Consider the following 20788-nt stretch of genomic DNA (forward strand, 5'->3'; position numbering starts at 1 on the left):
TCGGTAGATCATCGTAAAAACCTGCAACCGTTCTCGTCTCAAGAGCAGCCTTATCCCTATGAAGGCTGCTCTTGTTATCACCAAAGGCTGTAAGGAGGAAAATCATATGTTCAGCATCCTTCGCAAATATAATCGCAGCGTCATTGTGGCGTGGCTGTTCTCTTATGTCACCGTACTAATGGTGCCGATTCTGATCAGCTTTGTGCTGTATTCATTCTCATACCACCAAGTGAAGAGCGAGACCAATCGGGCAAACGAATTACTTCTTCAGCAGATGGAAATGTCCATTGACAGCAAGCTGAAAAGCCTGGAGCGTTTAAGTTTGGAAATCGCGCTAAACAAGGGGGTATCGGCATTTTCCAGCGTGGAGTTACCACTTCGAGATCACCAGTATTACGATGTGTTCAGCATATCGGAAAGCCTGCGAACTTATAAAAATGCAAACGATTCGATTGAGGATATTTACGTCATGTATTTGAACAGTGATACAGTGATTTCAACCTATGGCCACACAAGCGGCAGGGGCCTCTATCAAAAACTGCGGCGAAATGACGAACCCTCTTATGAGAAGTGGATGGAACTGTTTGAGCAAAGATATGTAAACGGTTACAAATCTATGGAGTTTCAAGATGGCCTTCAGAGCTTCCCGGTGGTTGTATTTGCTCATTCCCTTGTATTTAATTCCCCGGCACAGCCCCCTGCTGTTGTCCTGTTCTTGATCAAGGATTCGAAGCTCATCGAGAGCGTTCCCCGGCAAAAGGATGCCAGTATGTTCATTATCGATACGGATAGTCAGTATATCGCTGCATCACGACAGGATCCGACCGTACCTGCTGGCCTGAATTATGAGCAGCTTCAAGGAGATAACGGAATGATCTACATGGACTCGGGCGAGGGGCGGTTCGCCGTTTCCTATATCACGTCGCAAGTAACCGGATGGAAATATGTATCCGTACTGCCAGCAGCATTATTTAATGAGAAGATGAAAGATTTACGTCATCTGACATGGATCAGCATCGCCCTGAGCTTGTTTATCGGAGGGATCGTTACAGTATTGTTCTTACGCAGAAACTATATGCCGGTTCAGTTGATGCTGCAAAGTTTATCCAAGCAATTCGGTCTGAGGTTTGACGCGGGAGCCAACGAGTACTCGTTCCTGCAGGGGACGATTCAGCAGCATTTTCATGAAAAGGCGGATATGCAAACGGCGCTTCACAAACATCGCAATACAATACGAGCGCATTTATTGCGGCGTCTGTTAAAGGGGTACTCCGACCATGATCAGTCTCTCCATACCACACTGCCTGCGCACGATATCCAGTTTCATTCCGACCGATCTGTCGTCCTGCTGATATCGATTGATCATTATGGCAAGTTTGAGCAGTTTGGCATTCGTGGACTCCCGGATCAGAAGCAGCAAATGCTTTATTTCATACTGACCAACGTGCTTGAGGATACAGCTTCCGATGAAGCGATCGTTTTTACAACAGAAATGAACGATGCGCTTGCTTGTGTCGTTAACTTCAAAGCGAGCTTGTCAGAGGAGCAGGAGCAATGTGTGTTGAATCGAATACTGGCTCAGGTTCGCGAATTCATGCGAAAGCATATTGAAGCAGAGCTTACGGTGGCTGTGGGTCAGGTTCATTCGAGTTTGCATGGCATTGCCCTTTCTTATCAAGAAGCGCAAGCCGCACTTGAATACCGGATTGTGATGGGGAGCGGACAGTTCATCCCATATACGGACACGCTTTCTGACAAGAGTATGCAAATCCGTCAATTTTATTATCCTTTGAGTGTCGAGCAGCAGTTTATAGGCTTGGTGAAGAGCGGGAGCTACGACAAAGCAGAAGCCATTTTGGATGATATATTCCAAGCCAATTTTTCAAAGCATCCGGTTTCGGTACCAATCGCCAAATGCCTGATGTACAACCTGGCAAGCACGATGCTGAATACGCTTGAGGAAGTGAAAGCGGGCAGCAAGCGAACATATGAAGAGCAATTCATCGATGCGGATCTATTGCTCGAATGCGATCATGTTCCGGAGATGAAGGAGCGGATGAAACAGATGCTTGCGCAAGTCTGTGATTGGATCCTGGCCGAGAAACGGAATCATCATCGTTATCTAATCGAAGATGTCTCGCAGTATGTCCAAGAGCATCTGTATGACCCGAAACTGAATATTTCAATGATTGGCGACGCTTTTCAGATGACCCCCTCTTATGTATCAAGACTGTACAAGGAATTTACAGGAGAAGCCTTGCTGGATACCATTAACCGCCTCCGTCTGTCTAAAGCAAAAGAACTGCTTGTTCTGCAAAAGCTTACCGTCAATGAAATCGCTTACCAGGTCGGTTATTCGGATGTCAGCACGTTCCTGCGAATCTTTAAAAAATTCGAAGGCATGACCCCCGGCAAATATCAAAAAGCCGCATTGTAAACCGGATTTTTGATGAAAATCCATCGATTTTTAAGGAATTGCCTGCGATTTTAGATTTTGTCTATGGTCAGGGACACGGGTTTTATTGAACAATGACATCGGATAGGGTTACATGCCGGCCTATCCGCTACCTTAATCTTACAATCGGGGGAATGATGATGGTTCAACATTTGCGGGTCAAAGACAGCTTGTTGCGAAATGTAAAGTCAGGACTGACCGCCATATTGTTAACAAGTCTGGTGCTTGCGGGATGTTCGTCGGGAAGTAAGAATGACACGCCGGATGGTAAGCCGAACGAGGCCGGGAAGGGTACAGCCACCGCAATCGGTTCATCGTATCCGCTAAATACAACCGAATCGATCACGTCATGGGAAATCTTGAACATGAATGCGGTAACCTTCTATTCCAATCTGGCATATACGCCGTTTGGGAAAGCGCTAGCCGAAAAAACAGGAGTTCAGGTGGAGTATATTCATCCTAATGATCAGCAGACGGCGGAGCAGTTCAATCTGATGATCGCGTCCGATGAGCTTCCCGATGTCATTGAATACGATTGGACCGGACGAAGTGCGGGCTCTTATCCGGGCGGACCGGAGAAAGCCATTCAGGACGGTGTCATCCTGGAGCTCAATGATCTGATTGATCAATACGCTCCAAACTTGAAGAAGAAACTCGAAGCGGATCCGGCGCTTGACCAAATGGTCAAGACAGATAGCGGCAAATATTATGTATTTCCCATGATTCGCAATCCATCCGGTCTCGTCTTCCGCGGTCCCATGATCCGTCAGGATTGGCTGGATGAGCTTGGTCTTCCAGTTCCAACGACCATAGAGGAGTGGGAGAAGACGTTAATTGCCTTTCGTGACGAGAAGGGTGCCAAAGCACCGCTAAGTGTCACTTACACCGGAGGGAACTTTGAGATTCGCGATGCTTTCATCGGAGCTTACCGCACCTCAAACTCCTTCTATGTCGACGATGAAGGAAAGGTGAGGTATGGTCCCATAGATCCGCAGTATAAAGATTTTCTGGCCTTATTCCGCAAATGGTTTGCGGAAGGATTGTTTGACAAGGACTTTGCGCTCACCGATACCAAAGCGTTGGACAACAAAATTCTGACCGGGCAGACCGGGGCAACGGTACATCTTCTCAGCGGCGGCATGGGAAAATGGATGGATGCTATGAAGGCGCAGGATCCGAAGTTCAAGCTGGTAGGAGCTCCGTATCCAACTCTCAATAAAGACGAAATTCCCTTTATCGGACAACGGGATTTCAAGTACAATCCGGGACCAAGCAAAGCCATCACAACCGCCGCCAAAAATCCGGAATTGATCGTACGCTGGCTGGATTATGCCTACAGCGATGAGGGCGCGATGCTCTACAACTTCGGCATTGATGGGGAGAGCTACGCGATGGAGAACGGTGCGCCGGTGTATACCGATTTAATTAAAAATAATGAGAAATATAGTCTGCAGCAGATGGTATCGCAGTATTCCAAGCCGAATGGACCTTACGAAGCGGATGAACGCCGGAACTGGAATACGTTCCCTGAGCAGGATGAGGCCGTGAAAGTATGGGCGAAGACGGATGCCGAGAAGCATATACTGCCTGGATTCCTGACGCCAACCGCCGAAGAAAGCAAGGAGCTTGGCAAGATTCTAACCGAAGTAAGCAACTATAAAGAGGAAATGTTTGTCAAGTTTATTGTCGGCAAGGAGCCGATGGAGAGTTATGACAAGTACGTGGAGCAAATCAAGAAGCTGGGGATTGAACGTGCGGTTGAGATCTATCAAAGCGCCCTGGATCGATACAACAGCAGATAATGAATTGCGAGGGGAATGGAGCGGGCTCTCATCCCCCTCGCTAACTTGAACCTTCAATAGACAGAACATAAGGAGTGAGCACGGCATGGCGAAACTTCCGCCTCCGACACGCACGTCAATTCCTTCTAACTCGGCAGGACTGGATCCTCGAAATTGGGGCTTGTTAAAGGACATTAGTAAAAATCGTTTCCTGTACATCATGTTAATCCCGGTACTCCTATACTTTGCGGTTTTTCATTATTTCCCCATGTACGGGGCGTCCATCGCCTTTAAGGAGTTCTCTCCGCGTCTTGGCATCATGGGTAGTCCATGGGCCGGCTGGGAGCATTTCGAATCGTTTTTTAACGGCATCTATTTCTGGCGGGTCGTCAAAAATACGCTGTTAATCAGCTTTTATGAGCTCCTCTTTGGCTTCCCGGCGCCCATTATATTGGCGCTTCTGCTGAACGAGGTGAGGAAAACCGCATTTAAACGCACGGTTCAAACCATAACGTATATGCCGCATTTTATTTCGCTGGTTGTTGTTTGCGGCATTATTAAGGAATTCACGATGAGCGACGGGTTAATCAACGATATTTTGGCTTTTTTCGGATGGGAACGGGTCTCTCTTCTGCTGGAGTCTGAGTATTTTCGGACCCTCTTCGTAACCTCCGGAATTTGGCAGAACATCGGTTGGGGGACCATCATCTACCTTGCGGCCCTGGCCGGTATCGACCAGGAACAATATGAGGCCGCGAAGATAGATGGAGCCAATCGGTGGAGGCAGATGTTGAATGTGACTTTGCCAGGGATCATGCCTACGATTATCATCCTGTTCATTCTTGAAATCGGCAGGCTGATGAACGTTGGCAGCGAGAAAATCATCCTGCTCTATAACCCGTCAACCTATGATACAGCAGATGTGATCAGCTCCTATGTGTACCGGGTAGGGTTGCAGGAATTCAATTACAGCTTCAGTTCGGCGGTAGGGTTGTTCAATTCGGCCATCAATTTCACGCTTGTTATCGGCTCAAACTGGCTGAGCCGCAGAATGAACAAAACCAGCTTGTGGTAGGAGGTGAAGGGAATGGAATGGAGAGCTGGGAATCGATCGGTTGGCGAAAAGCTGTTTGATGTTTTGAATTACGTCTTGTTGACCGTAATCACCTTATGTACGTTATATCCATTGATATACGTGCTGTTTGCTTCCTTGAGCGATCCAACCCGATACATGCAGCATTCGGGGATTCTATGGAAGCCGCTGGATATAACATTTAATGCATACCGGCTCGTGTTTGACAATCCGATGATTATACAAGGATACCTGAATACGTTTTTAATCGTTTCGGGCGGTTTGGTGCTCAATATCACGTTGACCGCGTTCGGAGCGTATGCGCTGTCCCGTAAGGGTTTGCGATATCGTAAGGAGATGATGCTGTTTATCGTATTCACCATGTTCTTCAGCGGAGGTTTAATTCCGCTCTATTTTACAGTGAAAGGCCTGGAGCTCACCAATACGCTGTGGTCCTTGATTATCCCTCAGGCTATATCTGCTTTTAATCTGATTATCATGAGAACGGCTTTTGAGGCGGTGCCTGATAGTCTGGAGGAATCGGCAAAGATTGATGGAGCCAATGAGTTTGTTATCTTATTCCGAATCATGATGCCGCTGTGCATGCCGGTTATCGCCGTCATGCTGCTGTATTACGGAGTCAGCCACTGGAACTCGTGGTTTCAGGCCATGATCTATTTGCAGGATCGCTCCTTGTACCCGCTTCAGCTCGTCCTGCGAGAGCTGCTGCTTCTGAATGATGCAAGCTCTATGGCAAGCGGAGCGAGCGGAGGAGAGGTTGCCGTTATCGGCGAAACGCTCAAGCATGCAACCATAATCGTAGCAACGGTACCGATTCTGCTGGTCTATCCGTTTCTGCAGAAGTACTTTGTGAAAGGTGCCCTAATCGGTGCCATTAAAGGATAACGAAGGAGGATATGATGAGTAAATTAAAGATTCAACATGAACTCGACTTGGATATGTGGTGGAACGCTGCTCGGATGAAGGTGGATCGGATGCTGGCTAGGGAGCCTGAACTTGCACCCCATGCAGCCAAGGATGGGGAATACGACGGATTGACCTTGGACAACTGGATATCAGGATTTTGGCCGGGAATGCTGTGGATTTTTTACGATATGACCGGGGATGCGAAGTATAAGGAAGCGGCGTGGGAGTGGGATATACGGATGGAACGATTGACCTTGGAAGAGAGTCGCTTCCATCATGATGTCGGGTTTCAGTATTTACCGACAGCCGTATTGAAATATAAGTTAACCGGAGATGCCGATGGCAGAAGGCGAGGACTTGCGGCGGCTAACTTTCTAGCCGGACGATTTAACTTGGCTGGTCAGTACATCAGGGCATGGAACAAGGATCTCCCGGGTTGGGCTATTATCGATTGCCTCATGAACCTGTCCCTCTTGTACTGGGCTTCCGAAGAAGGTGAAGACCCGAGATTCCGCCACGTGGCGAATGCTCATGCGAATATGGCTTTGGAGCATATGATCCGTGCCGATGGATCCACCTGTCATGTAGCCGTGTTTGATCCGGAAAGCGGGGAATTGCTGGAGTATAAGGGATGGCAGGGCTATGCCCCGGATTCCTGTTGGTCGAGAGGGAATGCGTGGGCGCTGTACGGGATGGCTAACGCTTACCGTTTTACGAACGACAAGGATTTTCTGTATGCCGCCGAGCGGGTAGCTCATCATTTTATAGCTTCCTTACAGGGGCAGGGGGTGCCGCTATGGGACTTCCGGGTACCGAATCCCGATGCTGAGCCACGTGACACCTCCGCAGCGGCCATTGCTGCTTCCGGATTGTTGGAGCTCGCTGCCTTGACAACTCCGGAGGTTGGGGCTGTATACCGGACAGCCGCTGAGCGAATCGTCCTGGCATTGTCGACGGAGTATGCAGCATTTCAGGTCCATGAGCATGAGGGAATCCTGTTTGGCGGAACCGGCCATAAGCCAGCGGACACCAATATCAATGTGTCGCTAATTTATGGGGATTATTATTACATCGAGGCTCTGGCGAAGCTTCGAGGCTGGGTTCATCGCGTATTCTGATGGGTTATGGTTATGGGCGTTAATATTCGAAGAGAGGTGAACGGATATGAAAACGTTAATAAACGCATTAAACCAACGGTATCATAGATTGATATGTATGGGGCTGGTCTTGGTCCTATTGGCCGGAACACTGATGATGTCGCCTTCAAAAGCCCAAGGGGCATCAAATGATGCAGGAGGGAGCAGCATGAACCGAATCGAGAGCACGGTAACGGCAAGCAGCCACCAACCGGGCACGAACTATGTACCTGGAAATGTATTGGATGGGGTATGGGGCGAGGACGCGGAGAGCCAGCAAAGCCGCTGGTCCGCATCGGGTCAAGGTCAATGGCTGCAGTTTGATCTAGGCACGGAACAAACCGTTACTTATGTGAACATTGCGTTTCTGAATGCTAGAGAGCGTCAGTCCAGCTTTGAGATATTAGCTTCGAATACTGAAGATTTCCAATCCAGCACCGTTGTTTTTGAACGACAGTTCAGCCGGCAGCTGAAACCGGAAGATAGCGTCATGCAAACCTATGTATTACAGCCTACGGTGAAGGCAAGGTATTTGAGGTTGATCGGATATGGCAATAATGCCAGCGGCAGCTCGGGAAACTGGAACAGTATCATGGAAGTAGAGCTTTACGCAGGGAAAGTGCCGGGTGAATCACCGGAAGAGCCGCAACCACCGCTTCCACCAAACGCTGGCGAAGTGAAGGAGGAAGATGTAAAGCCTCCGGAGATGAAGCGCGTCTCGGTCAGCACGGCGGAACAATTGCAGCAAGCGCTGGATCAGGCTGTGGCTGGTACGCTGATTGAACTGAAGGATGGGACCTATGAGCAGAACGGTCCGTTTGTTGTGAAGGATAAACACGGCTCAGCGGCCTATCCGATTCGGATTACCGGGAAGTCTGGCAAGGCAATTATTAACGGGAACAGCTATATGCACATCGAAAATTCAAGTTATGTTGAGGTCAGCGGACTCACGTTCCGGAACGGGATCGGCGATGAGAATGGAAAACAGACCTTGATGGACCGGGGTTTGGCACAGCGGGCGCTCACCGGAGTTCATCCAGGGGTTCAGCTGGAAAGCTCCAGCCGAATTTCTATTTTGGGCAACACCTTTGCCTTGGATGAAACGGGTCAGCCCTACCGATTTAAAGCTCAAAACCGATATGTATGGTGCTTGCTCAATGTGGAGGACAGCTGCCGGTACAGTGAAGAGCGGTATAATCCGAACGGAGAAGTGTATAAGGGGTTAACGCCATTTGAAGATCCGAAACTCATGACGGATAATGGCACGCACAGACATTACATCCGTGTTGAAGGTACGAGCAGCCATAACCGGATCGCTTATAATGATATTGGACCGAAGAAAGGTTTTGGCGCAGTCCTGATTTATGATGGCGAAGGGCATAGCGGACAGCATATATCGCAATACGACGTCATCGAGTATAACTATTTTCACGACATTGGTCCCCGGGTAACCAACGGATTGGAAGCCATCAGGCTCGGGCTTTCCAGTACCTCGCTCGAATCCGGTTATATTACGGTTCAGTACAATTTATTTGACGGCTTTAACGGTGAAGATGAAGTGATATCGGTGAAGAGCAGCGACAATATCATTCGGAACAACACGATTCGTCATTCATACGGCGGAATTGTATCTCGGCATGGAAACCGTAACAGCTTCTACGGTAACCATCTGATCGGGGATGGAGTGACACCCGGCAGCAGCGGGTTCCGGATCTACGGCAACGATCATAAAATCTACAACAATTACATGGAAGGCCTTACGGACAAAGTGATTCGTCTTGATGGCGGAACACATGACGGCGGACCGGAAGGCAGCACGAATCCAATCGTTCGTTGGGGTGGAAACCAAGAGCAAACTGCAAGGCTTGGCGATCTGCCGGCTGAACAAAGAACGGAACTTTTGCGGGGACATTGGAGGCAGTATAACGTTCAAGTTTACAATAATACCATCGTGAATGTCGGCAATCAAACAACGACTTTCAATCTGGGCGGCAGAACCTATCAGCCTGTCGGGACAAAGATTTATAACAATCTGATATTTAGCCATGCAGGCACCATATTTCATGAAACCGATGCGGTGATCCAAGCACCCGACCAGGAACGGGCTGTGTACAAGGGAAATATGCTCTCGGGGAACGCACCGATCTCGAACAATTCCATCGTGGACAGAGAGATGACCAAACAAGATCTCCATTTGGTGCGCAGTATGGACGGCCTCATCCGCTTATCCGTCTATAGCCCGGCCGTTGACGCTGCCCTAACTCCATTCATTGCAGAGATTGACATGGATGGACAGCTTCGGTATATCCCGGACGTGGGTGCAGATGAGTATGCTCCAGGCAAGCAGCGGGCCAATCCCCCGCTTTCCGTCCATGATGTAGGCCCGGATGCTTGGATGTAATGAAGGTGAGTATTCTTACGACAAACGTCAGCATCATTCCGCCTTCATCCCCATTCTTCGAACTTTGGACGTCACACGGTAATCAAAGGTTACGTTTTTATAGATTTCACCCCATTGCTCCGCAGATTTAACATGGCTTTTCCAATACGATGGTTTTTTGGCTCTTACCAATTCGCCGAATCCGAATATATCGGATTCTTTTTTTTGCGTCTTTTGGATTAATCCGATTAATAATTGTTTAACGGAATGTTCATTCTCGCGTTCAATTTCCTCTAGAATTTTCGTGCTGTTGATCGGGATGGTATCTGTGTTTTTTTCTTCGATATTAACCTCTGTCATCGCCGTAATCGTAAAATGGGGAACCCCGTTCTTGATATCGACTTTAATTTCCGATTCCCGGTTCGTCGCATGGATCGTTACGACTTGTGAATCGTTCCCAATATGAATAATTCCGCGGTATCCTGCGGGACTAATTCCCTTGATGACCAGGTACCCGGCAATTTCAAACGGTTTTGTCACGCCTACCATTTTGGTCCCTTTAAAAAAAGCCATTCCGCTGATTTCAACATTATCTCCCTTCATGATTTTGATATAAGGCAGAAATCCTTCCTGGCCTTTCTTTGAAGAATTGCTCCAGAACGTCCCAACGTAGTTACTTGGAAATTTGCCTTGTTTGACGGCATCGTCCAATGTGGATGCTAGATACAGCGCAGGGACACGCTCCAATTTAGGTGCTGCCTGCATATGATTTTTGGCCTTTCCTTTTGACACCATCAACCAGGCCATTCGGCGAACTTCCGCGTTGCGATGAAGATAGTCGTTCAAATTTTGCAATCCTTTTCTGGCGAACTCTTCTGATACGACAATGACGCGCAGATGGCCAAAAAACAATTTGCCTGATATTTGCTGCTGTAAATTCATCATGGCGTCGTCGACGGTGTGTCCTACAACATCAAGCACCCAGACCGTTTCCTGCTCGCCTTCTCCCGAACCGCCGCCTTCCCCTGGCCCGAGCGGTATTCTGCCGGGAAGAGCAATTTGAACGGATAGCTGGATTAATTCCTGTTTAGGTGCCGGGTATTTCCCACGAAGATGAGATATTTCATCCTCTCGTGCCTCAGCGTCCTTGTCAGCCGTATCAATCGATATGCCTAGAACGACAGCGCGCTCTTCAATTTCCATCCGATCCCAGCAGCCTGTCAGAAGTGAGCAGGATAGAAGAAGGATGATCATGAATTTTACGTTTAGGTTAACGCTTATTCTTTTCCTCATTGAAATCCTCCTAAATTTGGTGAACATGCTCACTTACACCAGGGCTTTAACAAGTATGACACTTAGAAACAACGCAGTTCCGATCACGATATGAATCCAGCCCAGTATACGAGATACCTTCATTTCCTTGGTCATGTTCGATTGTTCATACTTATTTTTATCGATGAGCAGATTGAACATGCCGGATAACACCCAGATCAAGATGGCAACATCCAAATAACCGCTGTAAAGATTTCCGATCATTTGGACGCACCTCTTTTTTTACGCAGCATGGCGATGATAAGCAGCACGCCAGGATATACGATGGTTATCAGCAGACCGAATTTGGATATCAAGCTGTTCACTTCATTCAATTGAACCAAGCTTTGGGGCAGCATGGCCAAAACGAACAGGATGGGCAGGATGAAGAAGGACATCATCCCGTGATCAGCTAATCGGAATAACTTGCTTATCGAGTAAATCGTAAAGTAGTAGCAAGAGAACAAGGATGTAAAGACAGCGGTTACCCAGACGGCAAGAAAGACCGCATCCAAACGTTCCAGTACATTGGCAGGTAATGAAGTTGCTTTTGCCAGCTCCAGCGTCGGCCATAACAGCTTCTTTGTCTCTTCCGCCCCAAACACGCTAACCGTTGCCGTGACGATTAATATATAGAGCACACCGGTAATCAGCATTGCCCATATGCTGGACCGCATCGCTCTTTCCGGTTTGCACATGGCAGGGATGACCATCATCATAATGAAGTATCCCTGGAACATGGTGGACAATGTAATGATGCCTGCCGGAATTCCTCGAATTTCGTTCCCTAACACTGGGAGAACATTAATCATGTCCGCGTTTTTTAACGACAGGGCAACGATCAACAGCGCAGGAATTAGGATAAAGGGGCTATAGAATAGGTGAATATAAGCGAAGGTCATGATATTTCGGCGTGAAGAAAAAGCAGCCAGGAGCAGCATGACCAGTACAGTGACCTCGAGCGGCGTGTTTTTCAATACGGCTGTGACAACGACCTCTCCGAATTCTCTTGCAACAAGAGAGCTTAAGACAGCAAAGAAAGTAATCGATATGAGGCTTCCGATTCTCCTGAGCCATTTGCCGATGATAACCTCGCTATACTCGATGTAAGAGTCACTCGGAAACCGCATGCCAAGCCGGGTCATGAAAAAAAGTCCGACAAACGCTAGCAGCATTCCCAAAAAAGTGACGAGCGGAGCTCCTGCATCCGCTGCCTTCACCGCAGCTAACGGAAGTGCAAGAACGCCTACTCCAACGATGGTGCTGATCGTAACGGCGGAAGCCTGCAAGACAGTGATTTGGCGCTGTTCTCTCATCGTTAACGCCCTTTCTCGTCGTTAGGTTGGACGGGATCCATGATATGGGACGAAGAATGATCCACCTGTTCCTTCATTTGATCACCCAATCTTGTTTTGTTCATCGGATGGAGGAAGGAAGGCCGGTTCTTCATTTTCCACAACGGCCCACGGGTCAGGAGATCCCGCATGCCTTGGAAGTTGCCTGGCACAAATGGGCTTAAGTACGGGACACCGAACGATTTAAGTGACAATAAATGATTGGTGATCAAAATGATGCCAACCATGACGCCGTATAGACCGAAGATACCGGCTAAAATGATCAGCGGAAAACGAAGCAGTCGAAGAGCCAGAGCCGCATTATAGGCCGGGGTTGCAAAAGAGCCAATGGTCGTTAAAGCGATAATAACAACGGTTATCGGGCTCGCGAACCCGGCCGCTACCGCAGCTTGCCCGATGACAAGCACGCCGACAATGGATAAAGCTCCGCCGACCTGTTGTGGCAAGCGTATGGTCGCTTCCCTTAAAACCTCCATCGAGATTTCAATGACAAGCACTTCAATCACGGCTGGGAAGGGAACGCCGGCACGTCCACCGGCAACGGCGACCGCAAATTCTGTAGGGATCAGCTCCGGATTAAACGAAATAATCGCCACATACAGCGAGGGAAAAACCAATGAAAATACTAGAGCAACCAGACGGGACATTCGAATCGCACTCATCAGGACGAAGCGCTCGGTATAATCTTCAACGGTCTGATAGAACTGGCTGAACACCGTAGGTGCGATTAAGGCAAGAGGGGAGCCGTCAACCAGAATTGCGATTCTCCCTTCCAGCAGATTCGCCACGACTTTGTCGGGCCGCTCCGTATACTGGATTTGCGGAAACGGAGACCAATGGTTATCTTCGATGAATTGTTCCAAATAACCTGAATCCAGAACGGCGTCGATTTCAATGGCATCCAGCCGTTTTTGAACTTCTTTTATGATGCCGGGATTAGTTATGCCGTCCATGTAACAAATGGCAACTTTGGATTTGGTCTTCGTTCCGATCTCCATGGATTTCACTCGAAAATCCGGTGTTTGCAGCCGATAGCGAAGCAGAGAAATATTCGTTCCCAGGGACTCTATAAATCCCTCTCTGGCCCCGCGAATGACCTGCTCCGTCGCCGGCTGCTCAATAGCGCGCTGCGTGATCTGCCGTGTGTCAATGATAATTGCCTCGTCCAGTCCTTCAATGGCTACAACGGATTGTCCCCTTAGCAGGTTGTCGGTAATAACGGAAATTTTCCTTTCCGAAAAACCCTCGCTATGATAAAGCGTATCTTTCATTATGGTTTCCATTAACGCATCGTGCGGGAGGTTATGAACGTCGATATGGCGCGGCCCATATTTAAGGGGCTTTAAAATCGTGTTATTGATGACGGCATGATCCGTCATATCGGAGAAATATAACAATACAGCCGGATGCTGCCCGAACACTTGGAATCCATAAACCATAAAATCGTCACTATCACCCAGAACTTGCTTGATTTCGGATAAGGTTTCTTCCAGATTCACCGATATGTCCATATCCTCTGAGTTCTTCCCATTCGGATTGGCAGAAATATTATTGCTATTGTTGGGCTGGTTCGAACCCGCCCATGTGGAAAATGACATTGTACAAACACCTCTCCTGATTCAACGGGTCACAGCATTTGGATATTTTGCTTAAGTATTTCCTCTGGTTGTTATTTTTATCAATGGGAGCAAACTAAATCGTTTGTTAGGAGTACGTTGCCGAGAAGATAATATTTGTGGGAATTGATAAACAGCAAAAATATGTATTGTATTTCATATATGTATGCGATATATTGCATATAACAAACATGAATAGTAAGGATGATAAACTATGCCAGTACCTAAGAATTTTGTCTCTCCCGTACGGATGACCGCAAAGGAAAGAGCATTCTCCCAAATTCAACGGTGGATTATCGATGGCACATTGCAGCCTGGCGAGAAATTGCTCGATGCTGAATTGGCAGAGTCTCTGGGCGTAAGTCGGACACCGATCCGGGAAGCTTTTCAACTGCTCGAAGTACAAGGACTCGTGTCCACGCACCCTGGGAAAGAAACAAAAGTTACGGCCATTGAGAGGGAAGATATCTTTAAGATGTATTCGACCATGGCTGCTCTTCAAGCATTAGCTGCCGAAGTGGCCGCTACCATTATTGTTCCGGAGCAGATTCAGCAATTGCGGGCGATGAATGTGGATTTTGAAAATGCCATGAAGAGCGGGCAAGCTTATCAAGCCATGGAGATGGATGAACAGTTTCATAACTTCATCGTGGAGCTCACAGATAATCCTTATGTCGCTACATATAGTGCTTCTCTACAGATGCATATCCGGCGGTTTAAGTACGTGTTCTTAAAACAGCCGATTGCGGCTACATCAGCTTCGGTCGATGAGCATGCATCGATTATCAGCGCTTTCGAGCAGAAGGACAGTGATCGGGCACAGGCGATGATGAAACAAAATTTCATGCGTCCCATGCAAGATCTGCATGGATTACTCTAAAAAGACAGGAGAGGGAAGGATGACAAACAAAAAAGATTTGCGTATTCGCAGTAAAGTAATCAGTGAGGGTGTCAATCGGGTACCGAACAGAGCGATGCTGAGGGCTGTTGGTTTTACAGATGAGGATTTCAAGAAACCGATGATTGGCGTAGCCAGCACTTGGAGTGAAGTCACTCCGTGCAATATGCATATAGACAAGTTAGCCATAGAGGCCAAGCAAGGGGTACGCAACCATGGCGGCGCCCCGCTAATTTTTAACACAATCACGGTTTCGGATGGTATTTCGATGGGACATGGCGGTATGCTGTTCTCCCTGCCCAGCCGTGAAGCCATCGCGGATTCGATTGAGATCGTGACAGGGGCCGAGCGATTCGATGGCCTCGTGGCGATCGGAGGTTGTGACAAGAATACGCCCGCATGCCTGATGGCGATCGGAAGGATGAATATTCCTGCTGTTTATGTTTACGGGGGTACCATCCAACCCGGGAAACTCGAAGGCAAGAACGTGGATATCGTTACGGCTTTTGAAGCGGTCGGGCAATATCACGATGGAAAAATGTCAGACGAGCAGCTCCATAAGGTTGAGTGCAGCGTCTGCCCGGGACCGGGCTCCTGTGGTGGCATGTACACAGCCAATACGATGGCCGCTGCGGCAGAAGCCATGGGGATGAGCCTGCCCGGGTCATCCTCCACACCGGCTATTTCACCTGACAAGGCAGCGGAATGTGCAGCAGCTGGAAGGCAGGTCATATCGCTGCTGGAACATGATATCTATCCCAGGGACATCATGACCAAAAAGGCATTTGAGAATGCGATAACGGTTGTCATGGCTTTGGGCGGTTCAACTAACGCGTTCCTGCATCTGCTTGCCATTGCTCATTCGGTTGGTGTTGATTTGACGTTAGACGATTTCGAGCGAATCCGTTTGCGCGTTCCCCACCTCGCAGACCTCAAGCCAAGCGGACGACATGCCATGCAGGACTTAAACGAAGTGGGCGGCATACCGGGCGTCATGAAATTATTGCTCGCCGAGGGGCTTCTGCATGGGGATTGCCTGACGGTTACAGGCAAAACCTTGGCAGAGAATCTGGCGGAGGTTGCACCGTTATTGGACAGCCAGGAAATCATTCACCCTATCGATAAGCCGTTGAAGCCAAATGGGCCATTGGTTGTGCTAAGAGGTAACCTCGCACCTGAAGGTGCGGTTGCCAAAATGTCGGGTATGAAGAACCTGCGTTTTGTCGGACCGGCCAAGGTGTATGACAGCGAGGAGGATGCAACCGAAGCGATCTTGAAGGATGAAATCCGCAAGGGTGATGTGGTAGTTATTCGTTATTGCGGTCCAAAAGGCGGACCGGGTATGCCGGAGATGCTGTCGGTAACGGCTCTCATTGTAGGCAAAGGTCTCGGTGGGGAGGTTGCGCTGATTACGGACGGCAGGTTCTCGGGAGGATCGCATGGGTTCGTAGTTGGCCACGTATCGCCAGAAGCACAGGTAGGAGGGCCGATCGCGCTGCTGAGGAATGGGGATATGATCACCATCGACAGTGAAACGCAAGAAATGAACTTCGACGTATCGGATGCAGATTTCGCTGCACGGGCACAAGCATGGCAGCAGCCTCCACTCAAGGTTTCCACAGGCGTATTATACAAATATGCACGATTAGTGTCCTCAGCATCTAAAGGTGCGGTCACCGACTCAGCGGAATAAGATCATGTTCCAGCCTGAATGATGGGCTATTGCAAACAAGCTCTTGCCAATTCGCAAGAGCTTGTTTGCATATGAGTGAACCAGGCGTATTCGCAATTTTATCAGCAATAAACTTTTGGATTTCTCTAAATTGAATAAACACAAGTAAGTGCTTTTGACATAAATAGATCAAAATGCTGGCAAATAAGCATGTGGAGACTAAAAATTATGGCCAGGGTATGGTATGATTTTTAAATCATTATTTTTGCAAGCGTTATCATTGGAAGCGTACATATCGATTTATAATGTCCTGTTAGTCCTGTTCTTTACATCTAATACCAAGAAGGAGCAGACGATATTGGGAACATTCAAATCCAAAATACTCATTTACAGTTTACTGCTGGGATCCTTCCCGACGATTCTTATCGGATTTTTCTCTTATTTCATTGCCGCCAAAGATGTGGAGGAGAAGGTAAACGAGGGTAATATGCATCTGTTGAACCAGACCCGGATGAGGGTCGAGCAGGTGCTCGATTCCATGCAAAGAACCGCCCTGCAGTTTGAGAACTCTTCGCTGCTGAAGTCTGTGATGGACAGCAAGTTAAGCGGACAGGACTTTATTAAGGTCCGGGAACTGATGAAGGAAATGTTTAACCTGCAGACGCAGACCATATTAAATCAGGTGTATGTCGTTAATCTGAAGCATGAATGGGTCGTGGATTTAAATTCCCTCAAACCTCTGGAGGGATTGAACAAAACTGAGTTCGAGCGGTATCTGGATACCAATGAAAGCATATTCTGGGCAGCGGGCTCGGGAGAAATCTCGCAAACCGCGAATCCGGTGGAGACGGATCATTGGAACAGCGCCGAACAAACGGCAACAACCCTTCGGCTGGTGCATAAAATACCGCTGCTGTCGAAGAATGCGTCGCCGACGGGTATTCTGATTCTGCAAATCACCGCCAAAGATATCCGGAGTATGCTGGAGCCCGTCAATTTGCGGGCCGCTCAGTATATCCTGAACGAGCAGGGAGATGCATTCCTGTCGCCAGTTCAGGATCGTGAGGCTTACCGTTCGATCAACGGAGAGATTTCGGCAAGGATTCAGCAGTCCGATCAGCTCCAAGGTGCATTCCATGCGGAGAGCGAAGGTAAAAAGGTGAGCGTGTTGTATGCTAAATCGGAATATAACGGGTGGACCTATGTATCCGTCGTATCCCTGGATAAAGTAACGGACCAGACAGGAAACATTGCGCTGATTACCGCCGCCGCCTGTTTCGGGATTATTGTGACCGTGCTGATTGCTTCTTGGTTTGGCAGCCGGAGGATGTATTCTCCAATCCGCAGACTCCATGAGTTCGCGACGAACGTTCAGCCACAGCAGGCCGATGACAGCCGCAAAGATGAGTTTGAGTTCATTCGGGAGAGCCTGACCTCCCTTGCCGTTTCCAGAAACGAGCTGGACAAACAGATGAAATCCCAAACGGTCCATCTGCGAGAGTTCTATGTCCTGAAGCTGTTTACTGAGCAAATGTCCGGAGCCGATGGCAAGTACGCTTCCGAACGCTACGGGTTTCCAACGGGCTGGGAAAGCCTCGGGGTGCTGCAGCTTGAGCTGGATAACCTTCAGCAGTCGCGGTTCCAGGAACAGGACCGGGAGCTTCTTCTGTTTGCGGTAAGCAATATCGTCTCGGAAACCCTGCCGGAAGAGGCCCGCTTCAGTCCCATCGTGCTGAATCATTCCCAGGTGACGCTGCTGACCTGTAAAGAAGAGGATACCGAAGCCGGGCAAGCTTTGTTCTATGAGACCGCTCAGCACATCAAAACCAAGGTTCAGGAATACCTCGGGCTCGAATGCAGCATCGGCATCAGCCTTCCTTTCAAACGGTTGTCCAATGCGAAGCGCGCCTATAAAGAAAGCAGCCAGGCACTCAAATTACGATTTATTCTCGGATCGAATATCATCGTACGCTATGCCGATATTGTGGATCAAGGAAGTGCAGAGAAGACGGTATACACGAAATTAAGACTGATTGAAGAACAGATGATGCTTGCCCTTGAAGAACGGCAGCTTGAGAAGGTGGAGCAGCAGTTTCAGCGTTATTTGGATGAATTGCTGTGCAAGGACGGGCTTTATCAAGAGCATCATTTATTGCTGCTGCAGCTCGCGTCAAGGACCGTAAGCATAGCCCAGGAGCAGGGACTGTCGATGCAGCAATTATGGAATGGCGAAGAGGAGCTGAAGCTTCTGTTCAGGCTGCAGACACGAAGCGAAGTTGCGAGCTGGTTCCACTCCAAATTGTTTAAACCTGTGATCGGGATTCTGGAGGACATGGCGGATAAGCAATTCGTAAGCATTACCCGCCGAATCGTGGAGATCGTGCAAGAGCAGTATGATAAAGACATTTCACTCGAATACTGCGCGGCGGTCATGAATTTTAATCCGGCTTATATCAGCCGGGTATTCAAGAAAGAGATGGGTGTGTCCTTCAGTGAATACTTAAGCGAGTACCGAATGAATATAGCCAAAAATCTGCTGGCCACGACCGAGCTGAAGGTCTCGGAAATCGGCCAGAAAGTGAGCTACACGAATATCAGCGCCTTCATTCGTACCTTCCGTCGGACATTTGGGGTAACTCCCGGCCAGTACCGGGAGCAGCATAGTGAAGAAGGCTAGCTTGAGAATGAGCAGGTCGATTCGAAGATGAAGACATACCCGGCTGCATGATGGCTCAATTTTGAGTAAGCCACCATAACAAGAACTTAATGGAGCTGTTCCATCCGTAGAATGTTCTGCGGTGGAGCAGCTTTTTTGCACGAAAAAGAACGCCCGTACGGTGCCATTATAAATACAGATTCGGAACCATTTATTGCATGGCTTATGTAGAGGGCGAAGATCCTTCTCCTATCTGTATGTCATATGCGGCATACAGAAGGTGGAATACGGCACATGCAGGGAAATTGGTGAAATCCTGCAATCCTTGCTGAAAAGGCATTTACCGAGGGCTGGTGCTTGAAGTCATGAACGGAGTATAGCCGGACACGAGGATGGTGACGGATAATTAATCCGTGAAAACGCATACAACCAACAAGAACGATGTTCAAACAGGCAATACCCATGCTTCCAAAGTGAGTTTTGTTCGAAGCTCATTCAAGAAGTAACGCTCACAAAATTTTATAGGAGAGGTGCTATGAAAACAAATCAAGCTCCGGCAACAGTCGGCCCGCAAGTAAAGAGGGAACTGCGCCTGGAGAAACGAAAGCTCTTACTAAGGGATCTGGTCAGGGACAGGTGGATGTATCTGATGCTGCTGCCAGGCGTGCTGTATTTTATCATTTTTAAATACGTGCCGATGTACGGGGTGACGATGGCTTTTCAGGATTACAAGCCGCATACCGGATTCTTCGGCAGCCCGTGGGTCGGATTCAAGCATTTTGAGCGCTTTTTCAGCGAACCGCAGTTTTGGATGCTTTTTCGAAACACCATCATTTTAGCGTTATATAATTTGATCTTTTTCTTTCCGCTGCCGATTATACTGGCACTCATGCTGAATGAGCTGAGGCGGGAACGCTTCAAAAGGTTTGTGCAAACCTTGATTTACATCCCGCATTTTGTATCCTGGGTTGTCGTCGTAGGTATTTTCTATATCTTGTTTACGACCGAGAACGGCATTCTTAATGAAATCATTTATCAGATAACGGGTGAGAAAATCGCTTTCCTGCTGGAGAAGGACTGGTTTCGGACGATGATTGTGTCCCAGTCTATCTGGAAGGAAGTAGGCTGGGGAACGGTGATCTTTCTTGCCGCCCTTGCAGGGGTAGACCTGCAGCAGTATGAAGCCGCACGGATCGACGGAGCCGGACGCTGGCGCCAGCTGTGGCATATCACGCTGCCGGCCATCCGCAGCACGATCATCATTTTGCTTATTCTTCGTTTAGGCAACTTCCTGGACTCGGGCTTCGAGCAAATCTTCCTGATGATCACGCCGACAAACCGGGAAGTGAGTGAAGTATTCGATACGTATGTATACACCAAAGGGATGACGCAGGCACAGTACAGTTACAGCGCAGCCGTCGGATTGTTTAAATCCTTTGTCGGATTGATTCTGGTTCTCGGTTCAAACTGGATGGCCAAGCGATTCGGGGAAGAAGGGGTGTACTAGGAGGATGCCGCGGATACATGTT

14 protein-coding genes are annotated in these 20788 nt (G+C 48.5%); 10 read left to right on the forward strand and 4 right to left on the reverse strand.

From position 1 onward, the window contains the following. Positions 1–106 precede the first annotated feature (106 nt). The 6 genes from AK95_RS16070 (at position 107) to AK95_RS16095 (ending at position 9772) form a co-directional block, all read left to right on the forward strand. On the forward strand, positions 107–2437 hold the full coding sequence (locus AK95_RS16070) for a helix-turn-helix domain-containing protein (protein WP_071220959.1): 2331 nt from the start codon (positions 107–109) through the stop codon (positions 2435–2437). Positions 2438–2589: 152 nt separating this feature from the next. After that, positions 2590–4257, forward strand: a complete 1668-nt coding sequence (locus AK95_RS16075) for an extracellular solute-binding protein (protein WP_235613133.1) — start codon at positions 2590–2592, stop codon at positions 4255–4257. Between the two features lie 85 nt (positions 4258–4342). Then, complete coding sequence (locus AK95_RS16080; protein WP_071220961.1) at positions 4343–5311, forward strand: ABC transporter permease; 969 nt, start codon at positions 4343–4345, stop codon at positions 5309–5311. A 12-nt stretch (positions 5312–5323) separates the two neighbouring features. Then, positions 5324–6214: a carbohydrate ABC transporter permease gene (locus AK95_RS16085; RefSeq protein WP_071220962.1), complete on the forward strand. Its 891-nt coding sequence runs from the start codon at positions 5324–5326 to the stop codon at positions 6212–6214. A gap of 11 nt (positions 6215–6225) precedes the next feature. Next, entirely contained in the window at positions 6226–7353 is a 1128-nt protein-coding gene (locus AK95_RS16090) for a glycoside hydrolase family 88 protein (RefSeq protein WP_481855854.1), read from the forward strand. A gap of 187 nt (positions 7354–7540) precedes the next feature. Beyond that, on the forward strand, positions 7541–9772 hold the full coding sequence (locus AK95_RS16095; protein WP_071220963.1) for a chondroitinase-B domain-containing protein: 2232 nt from the start codon (positions 7541–7543) through the stop codon (positions 9770–9772). Between the two features lie 33 nt (positions 9773–9805). Here AK95_RS16095 and AK95_RS16100 read toward each other — a convergent pair whose 3' ends face one another. The 4 genes from AK95_RS16100 to AK95_RS16115 are packed head-to-tail and all read right to left on the reverse strand — an operon-like array spanning position 9806 to position 14015. Next, complete coding sequence (locus AK95_RS16100; protein WP_071220964.1) at positions 9806–11044, reverse strand: Ger(x)C family spore germination protein; 1239 nt, start codon at positions 11042–11044, stop codon at positions 9806–9808. 33 nt (positions 11045–11077) lie between these two features. Beyond that, complete coding sequence (locus tag AK95_RS16105) at positions 11078–11287, reverse strand: CLC_0170 family protein (protein WP_071220965.1); 210 nt, start codon at positions 11285–11287, stop codon at positions 11078–11080. Continuing rightward, positions 11284–12378, reverse strand: a complete 1095-nt coding sequence (locus AK95_RS16110; protein ID WP_071220966.1) for a GerAB/ArcD/ProY family transporter — start codon at positions 12376–12378, stop codon at positions 11284–11286. The genes AK95_RS16105 and AK95_RS16110 overlap by 4 nt, the downstream gene beginning before the upstream one ends. Before the next feature lie 2 nt (positions 12379–12380). Next, positions 12381–14015, reverse strand: coding sequence for a spore germination protein (locus AK95_RS16115; protein ID WP_071220967.1), 1635 nt, complete (start codon positions 14013–14015; stop codon positions 12381–12383). Positions 14016–14247: 232 nt separating this feature from the next. Here AK95_RS16115 and AK95_RS16120 point away from each other — a divergent pair, with 232 nt between their 5' ends. From AK95_RS16120 to AK95_RS16135, 4 genes are all read left to right on the forward strand, one after another. Then, positions 14248–14913: a GntR family transcriptional regulator gene (locus AK95_RS16120; protein ID WP_071220968.1), complete on the forward strand. Its 666-nt coding sequence runs from the start codon at positions 14248–14250 to the stop codon at positions 14911–14913. A gap of 19 nt (positions 14914–14932) precedes the next feature. After that, a complete protein-coding gene (ilvD, locus tag AK95_RS16125; RefSeq protein WP_071220969.1) occupies positions 14933–16624 on the forward strand; it encodes a dihydroxy-acid dehydratase in 1692 nt (563 codons plus the stop codon). Positions 16625–16961: 337 nt separating this feature from the next. After that, the gene (locus AK95_RS16130) at positions 16962–19280 is read left to right on the forward strand and encodes an AraC family transcriptional regulator (RefSeq protein WP_071220997.1); all 2319 of its coding nucleotides are present in this window, start codon (positions 16962–16964) and stop codon (positions 19278–19280) included. A gap of 514 nt (positions 19281–19794) precedes the next feature. Then, positions 19795–20766, forward strand: coding sequence for an ABC transporter permease (locus AK95_RS16135; RefSeq protein WP_071220970.1), 972 nt, complete (start codon positions 19795–19797; stop codon positions 20764–20766). Positions 20767–20788: the final 22 nt, after the last annotated feature.

This window comes from Paenibacillus sp. LC231 (assembly GCF_001860525.1).
Lineage (GTDB): Bacteria > Bacillota > Bacilli > Paenibacillales > Paenibacillaceae > Paenibacillus_AQ.

Bases quoted from the DNA above. Each gene is read 5' to 3' on its own strand.
- AK95_RS16070 (WP_071220959.1), top strand. From the start codon at position 107: ATGTTCAGCATCCTTCGCAAATATAATCGCAGCGTCATTGTGGCGTGG.
- AK95_RS16075 (WP_235613133.1), top strand. From the start codon at position 2,590: ATGATGATGGTTCAACATTTGCGGGTCAAAGACAGCTTGTTGCGAAAT.
- AK95_RS16080 (WP_071220961.1), top strand. From the start codon at position 4,343: ATGGCGAAACTTCCGCCTCCGACACGCACGTCAATTCCTTCTAACTCG.
- AK95_RS16085 (WP_071220962.1), top strand. From the start codon at position 5,324: ATGGAATGGAGAGCTGGGAATCGATCGGTTGGCGAAAAGCTGTTTGAT.
- AK95_RS16090 (WP_481855854.1), top strand. From the start codon at position 6,226: ATGATGAGTAAATTAAAGATTCAACATGAACTCGACTTGGATATGTGG.
- AK95_RS16095 (WP_071220963.1), top strand. From the start codon at position 7,541: ATGAACCGAATCGAGAGCACGGTAACGGCAAGCAGCCACCAACCGGGC.
- AK95_RS16100 (WP_071220964.1), bottom strand. From the start codon at position 11,044: ATGAGGAAAAGAATAAGCGTTAACCTAAACGTAAAATTCATGATCATC.
- AK95_RS16105 (WP_071220965.1), bottom strand. From the start codon at position 11,287: ATGATCGGAAATCTTTACAGCGGTTATTTGGATGTTGCCATCTTGATC.
- AK95_RS16110 (WP_071220966.1), bottom strand. From the start codon at position 12,378: ATGAGAGAACAGCGCCAAATCACTGTCTTGCAGGCTTCCGCCGTTACG.
- AK95_RS16115 (WP_071220967.1), bottom strand. From the start codon at position 14,015: ATGTCATTTTCCACATGGGCGGGTTCGAACCAGCCCAACAATAGCAAT.
- AK95_RS16120 (WP_071220968.1), top strand. From the start codon at position 14,248: ATGCCAGTACCTAAGAATTTTGTCTCTCCCGTACGGATGACCGCAAAG.
- ilvD (WP_071220969.1), top strand. From the start codon at position 14,933: ATGACAAACAAAAAAGATTTGCGTATTCGCAGTAAAGTAATCAGTGAG.
- AK95_RS16135 (WP_071220970.1), top strand. From the start codon at position 19,795: ATGAAAACAAATCAAGCTCCGGCAACAGTCGGCCCGCAAGTAAAGAGG.